Here is a 12,047-nt window from a genome sequence, read left to right on the forward strand (position 1 = left end):
CGATGAGCCAGGCGCAGGACCACGAGGAGCAGCCGGGGGCGAACGGACCCGCCGTGCCGCAGACGCGCACCGCCCGCCACCGCCGGATCGTCGACATCCTCAACCGGCAGGCCGTGCGCTCCCAGAGCCAGCTGGCGAAGCTGCTCGCCGACGACGGGCTGAGCGTCACCCAGGCGACGCTCTCCCGGGACCTGGACGAGCTGAACGCGGTGAAGATCCGCAACACCGACGGCGACCTGATCTACGCGGTGCCCAGCGAGGGCGGTTTCCGTACGCCGCGCGCACCGCTGGGGGAGTCGGCGAAGGAGGAGCGGATGCGGCGGCTCTCCCAGGAGCTGCTGATCTCGGCGGAGGCCTCGGCGAACCTCGTGGTCCTGCGCACCCCTCCGGGGGCGGCGCAGTTCCTCGCCTCGGCGATCGACCAGGCGGAGCTGCACGACATCCTGGGCACGATCGCCGGTGACGACACCTTGCTGCTGATCAGCCGGGAGCCCACGGGCGGGCAGGCCCTGGCCGACCACCTGCTCCGGCTGGCCCAGAACGGCCACTGAGCCGCACGGTGACCTTGGCGTGCGCCGGCTGCGGGGGCGTGGGGGGTTTCGCGCAGTTCCCCGCGCCCCTTTCAGGCTCGCCGAGCCGTGGGAGTTGTGTCGTGTGCGGTGTTCGGGTGGGTGTCCCCCCGTGCCCTGCGGCTGCGGGTGCGTGGGGGCTGGTCGCGCAGTTCCCCGCGCCCCTTCGGGTTCGTTGAGCCTTGCGGGGTCGTGCCTTGCCCCGTAGCTCACCCCAGCCGCCTCGCCAGCCCCCCGGTGCACCGCACCTCGTCGCCGGCCGTGACCAGCAGTGCCTCCACGTCGGGCAGCGACTCCAGCCAGGCCAGCCCCTCCCGCGACCCCATCGCGAACGCGGCCGTGGCCCAGCAGTCCGCCCAGGTCAGTTCGGGGGCGACGACGGTGACGGCCACCAGGTCCGTCACCGCGGAGCGGCCCGTGCGGGGGTCGACGATGTGCGCGCCCCGCTCCGCCGTACCCGACGTGGCCACGGCCAGCTCGTCCGCGCCGGCCGCCGACACCACGGCCGCGAGCCCACCCGGCCGCAGGGGGTCCGAGACGCCCACCCGCCACGGCCGCTCCGGGCCGGGCACCCCCAGCAACTGCACATCGCCGCCGCCGTTGACGCTGACCCCGCTCACCCCGGCCCCGGCGACGATCCGGGCCGCCCGCTCGGCGGCCCACCCCTTCACGATCCCGGTCGGGTCGAGCGGGCCGTCGTAGCGCAGGCTGAACCAGCCCCCGCTCACCCGCTCCGCCTCGGCGCCCAGCTCCAGCACCTCGGCCACCTCGGGATCGCACTCCTCGACGCCCAGCTCCCCGCGCACCAGCCGGGAGACCTGGCTGTCCTCGCGGTAGGTGCTGAACACGTCGTCGGCCCGGTGCAGCGAGGCGACCGCCGCCCGCAGCGCCGCCCGCACCGCCTCCGGTTCCCCGCCGCGGACGTCGAAGGAGAAGACCGTTCCCATGACCTCCTCCACATGACGCACCGCGGCGGGAGCCTGCGCCGACTCGGCCACCGCGTCAGCCACCGGCCTCGTCCAGCGCCGACTGGAGGGACTCCTTGTAGCCCGCGCTGGTGTACGTGGCCCCCGACACCGCGTCGATGTCCGCGCTGCCGGCCGTGACGGCCGCCTGGTTGAGCTGGGGCACGGCGTCCGCGGTGACCTGGTCGCTCCGGCCGCCCTTGGGCGCCTGCACCGCCTCCGCCTTGGTGATCTTCCCGTCCGCCACGGTGATGCGGACCTGCACCGCGCCGTACTGGGTCTGGGCCGCGTCCCCGGTGAAGGTGCCGGACGCCTGCGCACTCCCGGAGCCCTGCGCCCCGGACTCCTGCGCTCCCGGCGACTCCGACTCCGACTCCTGCGCTCCCTCCTGCGCCCCGGAGTCCTGCGACGACCCCGCGCTCGCGTTCGCCTTGTCGATCGCGGACTGGAGGGACTTCTTGTACCCGGTGCTGGTGTAGGTCGCCCCGGAGACCGTGTCGATGTCGGGGCTCTGCCCGGCGACCGTCGCCTGGTTGAGCTGGGGTACGGCGTCCGCGGTGATCTGGTCGCTCCGGCCGCCCTTGGGCGCCTGTACCGCCTCCGCCTTGGTGATCTGGTTTTTGCTGACGGTGATGCGGACCTGCACGACCCCGTACTGGGTCTGGGCCGCGTCCCCGGTGAAGGTGCCCGTGACCTGGACGGTGCCGGACCCCTGGGAAGCGCCCGCGCCCGCCTCCACCTTGTCCAGCGCCGACTGCAACGACTTCTTGTAGCCCTCGCTGGTGTAGGTGGCCCCGGAGACGGAGTCGATGTCCGCGCTCTGCGCGGCGACCGCGGCCTGGTTGAGCTGGGGCACGGCGTTCGCGGTGATCTGGTCGCTCTGGCCGCCCTTGGGCGCCTGCACCGCGTCCGCCTGCGTGATCTTCCCGCCGGCGACGGTCAGCCGGACCTGCACGACCCCGTACTGGGTCTGGGCCGCGTCCCCGGTGACCGTGCCGGTTCCCGCGGCCTGGGCACCGCCCTGGACCGAGGACTGCGCGGGCGCCGTGCCCGCCGCGGAGGCCGGGTCCGACGACGGCTTCAGCGCCAGCAGCAGCACGATCCCGGAGACGGTGGCGGCACCGGCGAGCACGACGCGCCGGAAGGGGTGGCTCTTCCTCATCGCTTCCTGAGCTCCTGATTCCCGTCGCTCACATCTCGAACGACTCGTGATGGATGCGGCGGGCGGGGACCCCGGCGCCGCGCAAGGCCTCGTACACCGACTGGGCGAAACCGTTCGGCCCGCACATGAAGACGTCGTGGCGGTCGATGTCGGGGATCTTCCGCTGCAACGACTCCGCCGAGATGTCGGGGCGCTCCCCGTCGGGGCTGTTGACCGCGTACATCAGCCGCGCCCCGCGCTCGTCGGCGATCTTCGCCAGCTCGTCCCACAGGGCCAGGTCCTGCGTGCTGTTGGCCCGGTAGAGGAGGGTGATGTCCCCGGCCGCGCCCGGCAGCGTCTCGAACAGCGCCCGCATCGGGGTGATCCCGACCCCGCCGGCCACCAGCAGCACCTTGCCGCGGCTGCGGCGGGACGCCGTCATCGCGCCGTACGGGCCCTCGGCCCACACCTTCGTGCCGGGCTTCAGCCCGCGCAGGGCCGCGCTGTGGTCGCCGATCGCCTTGACGGTGATCCGCAGCATCTCCGGGCGGGGCGCCGCCGACAGCGAGTACGGGTGGGAGCTGAACCGCATCCCCGGCGCCAGGAACCGCCACCGGAAGAACTGCCCGGCCTCCGCGCCCATCCGGTGCAGCCGGCGCCCGCCGATCAGCACCGACACGATCCCCGGCGTCTCCTCGATGACCGCCTCGACGTACATGCGGTGACGCAGGTTCAGCCGGAGCGGGGTGAGGACGCGGTACCAGACCACCAGCGCGGTGACCGACCCGTACAGCGCGTACCAGGCGGTCTTCGCGGCCGGCTGGACGGCGAAGTCGTTGCCGGTGGTGATCTGGTGCCAGAACGTCAGGAACACCGCGGCGTACGTCATCAGGTGGACGTGGTACCAGGTGTCGTAGGGCATCCGGCGGCGGACCGGGCCGATCGAGACCAGGCCGATGACCAGCAGCAGACCGGTGCCGAGGGCGGCCTTGCCCATGTCGGGCAGCTGGTTCACCGAGTCGACGGTCTGCTGGACGATGTCGCCGAGCGACCTGCCGGCCTGGAGCGCGTAGCCCCACATGATGAGGAACACGTGCGCGAAGGTGAGGCAGAGGGTGTACCGGCCGGTCATCGCGTGCCAGCGGGCGACCCGGTCCGAGCCCACCCGCCGCTCCAGGGCCGGCACCCGGGCCATCTGGAGGACGACCAGGGCCATCAGGTAGCCGGCGAGCAGACCGGTGATGCGCCCCGCGTTCAGGACCCGGCCGGTGCCGTCCGCGATGGACGGCGTGTTGTCCCACCACAGCCACAGCACCCCCGCGGCACCCGCCCAGACGGCGATCAGCAGCGGGACGGCCGGGGAGCGGCGCGGGCGGATGCGGCGCATCGTCTGGCGGCGGGCGGCGCGGCCGCCGGCGATCGTCGTGGTCACGGTTCCTCCGTGGGTACGGACCCTTGACCCACGAATACGTGCCGGCACCGCGGAGTGTTCAGCCGCCCGCCGAGTCGAGGGCGGACTGGAGCGACCGGCGGTAACCGTCGCTCGTGTAGGTGGCCCCGGAGACCGTGTCGATGTCGGCGCTCTGCGCCTGGAGCGCCTCCGTCCGCAGCCGGGGCAGGGCGTAGCTGTTGATCTCCTGGTCCCGCGGGTTGTCCGTGGGCCAGACCACCGCGGTGACGTCGGTGAGCTTGCCGTTCTCGAGCGTCACCCGGACCTGGACGGGGCCCCAGCGCGTCTGCACGGAGTCACCGGTGACGGTCGTGCCGCCGGCCGTCGAGCCGCTGGTGCCGCCGGACGGGGCGGCCGCGGCGGGGACGGCGACGGCCGGCGTGTCGTGCGGCTTCAGCGACAGCAGCAGGACCATGCCGGAGACGGTGGCGGCGCTCGCCAGCACGATCCGCCGCAGCGGGCGGTTCTTCCTCAGCGCGTGCACGGGCGGGACCTCACAGTTCGAAGGACTCGTGGTGGATACGGCGGTCCGGCACCCCCGCGGCGCGCAGGGCCGCGTACACGTCCCGGGCGAAGCCGTCCGGACCGCACAGGTACACGTCGTGGTCGGCGAGACCGGGCACGCTCGCGTGCAGCGCCCCGGCGCTCAGGTCCGGCCGCCGCCCGTCCGGCCCGTTCAGCGCGTACCGCACCCGCCCCCCGCGCCACCGCGCCAGCGCCTCGAGCTCACCGCCCAGCGCGAGGTCCTCGGCCGTCCGCGCCCGGTAGAGGAGGGTGACCTCGCCGGGGAGCGTCTCGAACAGCGCCCGCAGCGGGGTGACGCCCACCCCGCCCGCGATCAGCAGCGCCCGGGGCGCCGTCCGCCGCTCGGCGGTCAGCGCGCCGTAGGGTCCCTCGGCCCACACCCGGGTGCCCGGCCGCAGCAGCGCGACGGCCGTGCTGTGGTCGCCGAGCGCCTTGACCGTGATGCGCAGCCGGTCCGGGCGCGGCGGCGCCGACAGCGAGTACGGCGTCGACGTCCACCGCATGCCCCCGGTGAGGAACCGCCAGCGGAGGAACTGCCCCGCCCGCGCCCCCAGTTCGTCCAGCGCCCGGCCGCGCACGACGACCGACCACACGCCCGGCGCCTCCGGGTGCACGGACTCCACCCGCAGCCGGTGCCGCAGGTTCAGCCGCACCGGGGCGAGGATCCGGAACCACAGCACCAGCGCCGCCACCCCCAGGTACAGCGCGTACCAGGCGGCCCGCGCCGGTCCCGCCGTGAGGTCGGAACCCAGCTGGACCTGGTGGAAGAAGGCCAGGAAGACGGCCGCGTAGGTGAGCAGGTGGACGTGGTACCAGAACTCGTGTCCGACCCGGCGGCGCACGGCACGCGCCGAGGTGACGCCGACCACGAGGAGGACCAGCGTGCCCACGGTGGCCTTCAGCATCTCCGGGTAGTCCAGGACCACCGTCGTCGTCTCGTGCAGGAGCGAGGCGCCGTCCTGGGCGGCGTAGCCGGCGAGGATCAGCACGATGTGCGCGAGCAGCAGGCAGATCGTGTAGCGGCCCGCCATCGCGTGCCAGCGCGCCACCCGGTCGGAGCCGACGCGGCACTCCAGCAGCGGGACGCGGGCCATCAGCCCGACGAGCACGGCACACGCGTAACCGCACAGCAGTCCGGCGATCCGCCCGGCGTTCGTCAGCCAGCCGGCCGTGCCGACCACCGACCCGGCGTTCAGCCACCACGGCGCCACCGCGCCCGCCGCCCCGGCCCACACCAGGGTGAGCAGCGGCCCCGCGGGGGAGCGCCGGGCGGCGAGCGGCACGGCCGGCGCCGTCCTCTCGTCCAGGGCGGTCATGGGTACGTCCTTTCTCCCGTCCGGCCCGCCACTGTGCGCGCCGAACCTCTCAGCACGCTCTGAGAAGGCGCCCCGCTGAGGAGACTCAGAGGGAACTCAGAGCCCCCCGGGGCGTACCCGCACCCGGCGAGGGGCGATGCTGGAGAGGCCATGAACACCACGCGCTCCGGCCGCCCCGCCCTCACCCGCCCCGACGGCACCCCGCTGCGGGTCCTCGTCGTCGACGACGACCCCGACCTCGCGGAGGTGCTGAGCGGTGCGCTGCGCTACGAGGGCTGGCGGGTCCGCACCGCCGGCGACGGGGCCGCGGCGCTCGCCGCGGCCCGGGAGCTGCTGCCCGACGCCGTCGTCCTGGACGTGATGCTCCCCGACACCGACGGCTTCGCCGTGCTGCGCTCCCTGCACACCGTGCGGCCCGACGTGTGCGTGCTCTTCCTCACCGCGCGGGACGCCGTGGAGGACCGCATCGCCGGCATCACCGCGGGCGGCGACGACTACGTCACCAAGCCCTTCAGCCTGGAGGAGGTCGTCGCGCGGCTGCGCGGCCTGCTGCGCCGCGCGGGCATGGCCCGGCAGCAGGAGGACGGCCCGCGGCTGACCGTCGGCGACCTGGTGATGGACGAGGAGGCCCACGAGGTGCTGCGGGCCGGCGAGCTGATCGAACTGTCCCCGACCGAGTTCGAACTGCTGCGGTTCCTGATGCGCAACCCGCGGCGCGTGCTCAGCAAGGCGCAGATCCTCGACCGCGTGTGGTCCTACGACTTCGGCGGCCGAGCCCATGTCGTCGAGCTGTACATCTCCTACCTGCGCAAGAAGGTCGACGCGGGACGCGATCCGATGATCCACACCGTGCGCGGGACGGGATACGTCCTCAAACCGGTGCCCCGATGACCTGCCCGGCCCGCCGCATCCCCCGGCCGCACACCCTGCGCGCCCGGCTCACCCTCGGGCTGGTGGTGCTGCTCGCGATCAGCTGCGCCGCCGTCGGCGTCGCCGCGGTCCTCGGTGTGCGGGCCTTCCTCACCAGCCGGCTCGACGAGCAGCTGACCGAGGCCGGCAACCGGTTCGCGGTCAGCCTGGAGCACGGCGAGGAGCCCGCGCGCGACGACCACGACGGCGACGAGCACGGCGACACCCGGCGGCAGGCCACGGGCACCTTCGGCGCCCGGCTGGTGGACGGCACGGTGACCAACGCGGCCGTCGTCCGCACCACCGGCACCCTCGACGTCCGCCTCACGGACGCCGACCGGGAAGGGCTCGCCGCGGTCCCGCCCGACGGCCGCGGCCACAGCGTGGACCTCTCCGCCCTGGACGGCTACCGGCTGCTCGCCTCCCGGGGCATCGACGGCGACGTCCTGGTCACGGGTCTGCCCCTGGAACCCGTCGAGGCCACCGTCCACCGCCTGGAACTGGTCGCCGGGATCGTCTTCGGGGCCGCCCTGACGGTGACCGGCGTCGTGGGCGCCCTGTGGGTGCGCTGGTCCCTGCGCCCGCTGAGCCGGGTCGCGGAGACCGCCGCCCGGGTGAGTGAACTCCCGCTGGCCAGCGGGGAGGTGGCGCTCCCGCCGCGCGTCCCGGAATCCGATCCGCGCAGCGAGGTGGGCCGGCTCGCCGGCGCCTTCGACCACATGCTCGGCCATGTCGAGGACGCCCTCACCAAGCGCCACGCCAGTGAGGAACGGCTGCGCAGCTTCGCCGCCGACGCCAGCCACGAACTGCGCACCCCGGTCGCCTCGGTCCGCGGCCACGCCGAACTCGCCCTGCTGCACCCGGGACCGGTCCCGCCGGAGGTCACCCGGGCCCTGGAACGGATCACCGCCGAGTCGACCCGGATGAGCGCGATGGTCGACGACCTGCTGCTCCTGGCCCGCCTGGACGCGGGCCGGCCGCTGGAGGCCGTGCCGGTCGACCTGACCCGCCTGGTCCTCGACGCGGTCACGGACGCACGGGCCACCGGCCCCGGTCACCACTGGGAACTGGACCTCCCCGAGGCTCCGGTGACGGTGACCGGCGACGCGCACCGCCTCCCGCAGGTCCTGGCCAACCTGCTGACCAACGCCCGGGTGCACACGCCCGCCGGTACCAAGGTGACGGTCACCCTCGCCACGGACGCGAAGGAGGCCGTGCTCACCGTCCACGACGACGGCCCGGGCATCCCCGAGGACGTCCGGCCGGGCGTCTTCGAGCGCTTCACACGGGCCGACCGCCGCACCAAGACGGAGAGCGGCGGGGCGGGCCTGGGCCTGTCGATCGTGGCGGCGGTGCTGGAGGCGCACGGCGGGACCGTGGCCATGGAGAGCGAGCCGGGCTCGACGGCGTTCACCGTGCGCCTGCCGCTGCCCCCGGCCGCCGCCGGTACCGCGTGACGGCGGTGGCGTCCCGGTGGGTGACGCCGCCTCCCCGGTGTCCTCCGCTCAGGCGCCCAGCGGGTTCAGCTGCCCGGTGTCCTCCGCTCAGGCGCCCAGCGGGTTCAGCAGGTCCGCCCGCCCCTCGAAGGCGTGCAGCAGCAGGTCGGTCATCTCGAAGACGTCCTTGGCGCTGCGCGCCGGGTCGGGGCTGAGGGAGGGGCGCCAGAAGGGGTCGCGCACGATGGAGTAGCGGCTGCCCTCCATCGCCCGGTGGAAGACCTCCGCGACGATCCGCCCGCCGACGCCGGTCAGCCGCCCGCTGCCGTTCACCTCGGCCTCGCGCAGGATGTAGAACCACAGCGGGCAGTGGTCGGCGAGCTTGGCCGCCAGGTCGCTGCTCAGCCGGGCCCCGGACCCGCTCGCGAAGTCGGAGGCGAGCAGCGGCTTGACGCCGAGCGCCTTGGCCATCTGCTGCCCCGTGGCGAGACGGACCATGGTGCCCCGGGTGAGGTTGCGGAAGGCCAGGTTGAGCTCGTTGGTGTCCTCCGGCGCGTTCGGCCGGCCGCCGAAGGAGCCCAGCGGCAGCTCGGCGAGCGGGTTGACCAGCAGCGTGTCGATCCGCTTCGCCACGTTGAACTTGGCCGCCGGCACACCCAGGTCCGGCCGGCCGCCGGCCGTGAAGTCGAACAGCCGCCGGAGGTCGGCGATCCAGTTGGTGGGCAGCCGCTCGAACCGGCCGGCGTCCGGGTCGTCCGGGTCGTCCGGCGGCGGGGAGAGGATGCCGCTGGTGCCGCTGAACCGGAACAGCAGGCCCAGGGTGCCGGCGCCGTCGTCGAAGATCCGGTTCCAGTTGTAGGCCCCGCGGACCATGCTGTGGCCCAGCCGGTAGGCGGCCACCGAGAACTCGATCGGCATCGTCGGGCGGTCGTCCTCGCCGGCCCTGGGCTCGAAGAACCTGCGCCCTTGGGTGAACACCTGGTCCACGATGGCCGGTTCGACGATCCGGCCGAGGAAGTCGTGCCGCAGCATCCACTGGTAGTGCTTGACGACCGTCTCCCGGGCGGTCTCGAACAGCACCGCGCTCGAGACGCCCTTGTCGACGAGGTCGGCCACGACCCTGTTGTGGAAGCGGATGAACGCGGCGTGGATCTGGGCGACGGCCAGGTTCTCGTCGTTGCGCGGGTCCGGGATCAGCGGCCGGCGCCGCTCGGAGATGAACGAGCCGACACCCGCCCGGGGCAGGTCGAACCCGGTGAGGGACAGGCCGACCAGGTGGTCCGCGCCGGGGCGGGGCAGGCCCTGGGTGGTGCCGGTCCGCAGGCGCAGCCCGTCGTCCTCGTAGAAGCGGCGGTCGACGGGGTGGTCCGGTCCGAGCCCGTAGAGGCTGTCCAGGTCCAGTGCCGGGGAGCGGCCCTGGAGGAGCTGGTCGACGGTGACGTCCTTGCCCAGGTGGACCGCGGTGGCGTCCAGGGTCAGGTCGTGGTCGACGAACTGGCCGAGATAGGTGAAGCCGGCCGGGATCGCGGGGTTGTCGGAGTCGGGCTGGCTGCCGGCGGCGGTCATCGCCTGGGCGAGCGCCACGCGGTCGCCGGGTTCGAGCAGGTGCTCGGGCCGGGCCTGGGGCCCCAGACGGGAGAACTGGAACTTGCGCAGGGCCGCGAGGGCCGACGGTATGACCGGTGTCACCGGCCCCTTGCCCCCGTCGTCGGTGAGCACACCCTCACCGACGACGAAGAACGACGAGCGGACATGGCGTTTGCTCTGCGGTTCGCGTGAGGAGCGGAACATGATTCCCCCATGTGTTCCTGTCGGCGCGCATGATGGCGCCCACGCTAGGTGACCCGAGCGCCGGACGGGAGAATTCCGTCAAATACCGCAGTGATCCTACATTTCTGTACATTCAGTCAATCTGCGTAAAACGGGCAGGCGGGAGGGGGAGGGGGACGCCCGGCAGTCCGTCGATGCTCGTGGCGATGTGCTCCTTCTTCTCGAAGTACGCGCTGAGCGAGGCGTCGTCCTCCCGGGCGAACCGCTTCCCGTGCAGCTCGCGGTCCTCGTCGTACGTCATGAAGGGCACCGCGTACCCGCAGGTGTCCCGCACGAGTTCGGCGTGCACGAGGATGACCGCGCGCAGACCGTGCGGCGCCGGATCGAGGTCGGGGAAGTGGGCGAGGAGCGGGCCGAAGCGCGGGTCGTCGCGGAAGACCGGCTCGCCGCGGCCGTGCACCCGCACGATGTTCGGCGGGCCCTGGAACGCGCACCACATCAGGGTGATCCGGCCGTTCTCGCGCAGATGCGCGACGGTCTCGGCGTTGGAGCCGGCGAAGTCGAGGTAGGCCACGGTGCGGTCGTCGACGACGGCGAACGACCCCTTCAGGCCCTTGGGGGAGAGGTTGACCGTGCCGTCGGCGGAGAGGGGCGCGGTCGCGGTGAAGAACAGGGGCTGCTCCTCGATGAACGTACGGAGCCTGCCGTCTATGCGCTCATAGGTCTTTCCCATGTCCGGTGATTATCCGGGACTTTCCTTCGTTCGTCCGAGGAAATCTCCGGGGTGGGGGCCGGACACCGCGACGGCCGCCCCGGCCGGCGCTCCACGGGGCGGCCGCCGCGCCTGTCATGTCACTGGTTCAACGTGCAGGCGGCCAGTGCGTCGAGGCCTTCGGGGCGGTCGGCGGTGCGGCCGATGGCGGTGGCGATGCGGTTGACGGTGGCGATGCGTTTGTCTTCGAGGGGGCCGAGGATGGCGTTCTGGACGAAGTCGGGGCCGCCCTGGCCGACGGTGTCGGCGAGGCGTTGGTTGGCTTCGGCGATCTGGGTGTCGAGCAGGGCGAGGTTGCGGTCGACCTCCGCCTGTGCGGTGGCGGGGACGGCGGGGAGCTGTGAGGCCACGTCCGGGCAGGTGATCGTACCGACGCCGGTGCCGGTGTCGCCCGTGTCCCCGGCGTTCCCCCCGTCCTCCGCGTCGTCGGCTCCCCCCGTCGACCCGGTCGCCGTGGCGCTCGGGGTGGCCGTGGCGCCGGCACCGGCCGTGTCGAGGGTGCACGGCGCCAGTGCGTCGAGGCCTTCGGGGCGGTCGGCGGTGCGGCCGATGGCGGTGGCGATGCGGTTGACGGTGGCGATGCGTTTGTCTTCGAGGGGGCCGAGGATGGCGTTCTGGACGAAGTTGGGGCCGCCTTGGCCGACGGTGTCGGCGAGGCGTTGGTTGGCTTCGGTGATCTGGGTGTCGAGCAGGGCGAGGTTGCGGTCGACCTCCGCCTGTGCGGTGGCGGGGACGGCGGGGAGCTGTGCGGCCACGTCCGGGCAGGTGATCGTGCCGGGGGAGGCGAGTGTCCTGGCGTCCGTGCCGCTCTTCCCGGACGACTCCCCGGCGAGGGCGGAGTTCACGACCACGGCGCCGGTCAGCGCCAGAGCGGCGGCGGCGCCGATGGCCGCCACACGACGCTTGTTGTATTTCGGAAGAGCCCTGGACATGCGGATGCCTCACTTGGGTCAGGGACGGGTGGACGGACCGGCGCCGGTGGGTTCAGCGGTGAGTACGAGTAAGCGGTTGCTGGTGTTCAAGGGATCCGCGAGAAGTTCGCCAGGGGGCGGTGGGGTCTGGAGGGACAGGCCCGGGCCGCCGGCCTGATTGACGAATCATGCAGAGTTCTGCATAATCATGCATGCCAGTGACGGCAGGTGGAACGGGGCACCGTCCGAGCGGATCCGGACACCATCCAGGCGGATCATCCAC

The 12,047-nt window shown here is 73.2% G+C and carries 11 protein-coding genes; 3 read left to right on the top strand and 8 right to left on the bottom strand.

Features of this window, described 5'->3' with window-relative positions:
• Positions 1 to 2: 2 nt before the first annotated feature.
• A complete protein-coding gene (locus tag ACIP67_RS11495) occupies positions 3 to 551 on the top strand; it encodes an arginine repressor (protein WP_401690766.1) in 549 nt (182 codons plus the stop codon).
• 227 nt (positions 552 to 778) lie between these two features.
• Here ACIP67_RS11495 and ACIP67_RS11500 read toward each other — a convergent pair whose 3' ends face one another.
• From ACIP67_RS11500 to ACIP67_RS11520, 5 genes are read right to left on the bottom strand one after another with little or no spacing between them, the layout of a single operon-like run.
• Entirely contained in the window at positions 779 to 1,516 is a 738-nt protein-coding gene (locus tag ACIP67_RS11500; RefSeq protein ID WP_401690994.1) for an FAD:protein FMN transferase, read from the bottom strand.
• 55 nt (positions 1,517 to 1,571) lie between these two features.
• Complete coding sequence (locus ACIP67_RS11505; RefSeq protein WP_401690768.1) at positions 1,572 to 2,696, bottom strand: FMN-binding protein; 1,125 nt, start codon at positions 2,694 to 2,696, stop codon at positions 1,572 to 1,574.
• Positions 2,697 to 2,724: 28 nt separating this feature from the next.
• Positions 2,725 to 4,107, bottom strand: coding sequence for a ferric reductase-like transmembrane domain-containing protein (locus ACIP67_RS11510; RefSeq protein ID WP_401690770.1), 1,383 nt, complete (start codon positions 4,105 to 4,107; stop codon positions 2,725 to 2,727).
• Positions 4,108 to 4,165: 58 nt separating this feature from the next.
• Positions 4,166 to 4,609 carry an FMN-binding protein gene (locus ACIP67_RS11515; protein ID WP_401690772.1) on the bottom strand — a complete coding sequence of 148 codons (444 nt, stop codon included), beginning with the start codon at positions 4,607 to 4,609 and terminating at the stop codon, positions 4,166 to 4,168.
• Positions 4,610 to 4,619: 10 nt separating this feature from the next.
• A complete protein-coding gene (locus ACIP67_RS11520) occupies positions 4,620 to 5,966 on the bottom strand; it encodes a ferric reductase-like transmembrane domain-containing protein (RefSeq protein ID WP_401690774.1) in 1,347 nt (448 codons plus the stop codon).
• A 150-nt stretch (positions 5,967 to 6,116) separates the two neighbouring features.
• Between ACIP67_RS11520 and ACIP67_RS11525 the strand changes: the two genes are divergently transcribed.
• A complete protein-coding gene (locus tag ACIP67_RS11525) occupies positions 6,117 to 6,857 on the top strand; it encodes a response regulator transcription factor (protein ID WP_401690776.1) in 741 nt (246 codons plus the stop codon).
• A complete protein-coding gene (locus tag ACIP67_RS11530; protein ID WP_401690778.1) occupies positions 6,854 to 8,332 on the top strand; it encodes a sensor histidine kinase in 1,479 nt (492 codons plus the stop codon). The genes ACIP67_RS11525 and ACIP67_RS11530 overlap by 4 nt, the downstream gene beginning before the upstream one ends.
• An 87-nt stretch (positions 8,333 to 8,419) precedes the next feature.
• On the opposite strand, the gene ACIP67_RS11535 is transcribed toward ACIP67_RS11530, so the two are convergent.
• From ACIP67_RS11535 to ACIP67_RS11545, 3 genes are all read right to left on the bottom strand, one after another.
• Complete coding sequence (locus ACIP67_RS11535) at positions 8,420 to 10,102, bottom strand: heme peroxidase family protein (RefSeq protein WP_401690780.1); 1,683 nt, start codon at positions 10,100 to 10,102, stop codon at positions 8,420 to 8,422.
• Positions 10,103 to 10,214: 112 nt separating this feature from the next.
• Complete coding sequence (locus ACIP67_RS11540; RefSeq protein ID WP_401690782.1) at positions 10,215 to 10,814, bottom strand: pyridoxamine 5'-phosphate oxidase family protein; 600 nt, start codon at positions 10,812 to 10,814, stop codon at positions 10,215 to 10,217.
• A gap of 119 nt (positions 10,815 to 10,933) precedes the next feature.
• Positions 10,934 to 11,785 carry a hypothetical protein gene (locus ACIP67_RS11545; RefSeq protein WP_401690784.1) on the bottom strand — a complete coding sequence of 284 codons (852 nt, stop codon included), beginning with the start codon at positions 11,783 to 11,785 and terminating at the stop codon, positions 10,934 to 10,936.
• Positions 11,786 to 12,047: the final 262 nt, after the last annotated feature.

Origin of the sequence: Streptomyces sp. NPDC088812, from assembly GCF_044750285.1 — a bacterium.
Lineage (GTDB): Bacteria > Actinomycetota > Actinomycetes > Streptomycetales > Streptomycetaceae > Streptomyces.

What these genes read in the sequence shown, in the direction of transcription:
- ACIP67_RS11495 (WP_401690766.1), top strand. Translation starts at nt 3, where the DNA reads ATGAGCCAGGCGCAGGACCACGAGGAGCAGCCGGGGGCGAACGGACCC.
- ACIP67_RS11500 (WP_401690994.1), bottom strand. Translation starts at nt 1,516, where the DNA reads ATGGGAACGGTCTTCTCCTTCGACGTCCGCGGCGGGGAACCGGAGGCG.
- ACIP67_RS11505 (WP_401690768.1), bottom strand. Translation starts at nt 2,696, where the DNA reads ATGAGGAAGAGCCACCCCTTCCGGCGCGTCGTGCTCGCCGGTGCCGCC.
- ACIP67_RS11520 (WP_401690774.1), bottom strand. Translation starts at nt 5,966, where the DNA reads ATGACCGCCCTGGACGAGAGGACGGCGCCGGCCGTGCCGCTCGCCGCC.
- ACIP67_RS11525 (WP_401690776.1), top strand. Translation starts at nt 6,117, where the DNA reads ATGAACACCACGCGCTCCGGCCGCCCCGCCCTCACCCGCCCCGACGGC.
- ACIP67_RS11530 (WP_401690778.1), top strand. Translation starts at nt 6,854, where the DNA reads ATGACCTGCCCGGCCCGCCGCATCCCCCGGCCGCACACCCTGCGCGCC.
- ACIP67_RS11535 (WP_401690780.1), bottom strand. Translation starts at nt 10,102, where the DNA reads ATGTTCCGCTCCTCACGCGAACCGCAGAGCAAACGCCATGTCCGCTCG.
- ACIP67_RS11540 (WP_401690782.1), bottom strand. Translation starts at nt 10,814, where the DNA reads ATGGGAAAGACCTATGAGCGCATAGACGGCAGGCTCCGTACGTTCATC.
- ACIP67_RS11545 (WP_401690784.1), bottom strand. Translation starts at nt 11,785, where the DNA reads ATGTCCAGGGCTCTTCCGAAATACAACAAGCGTCGTGTGGCGGCCATC.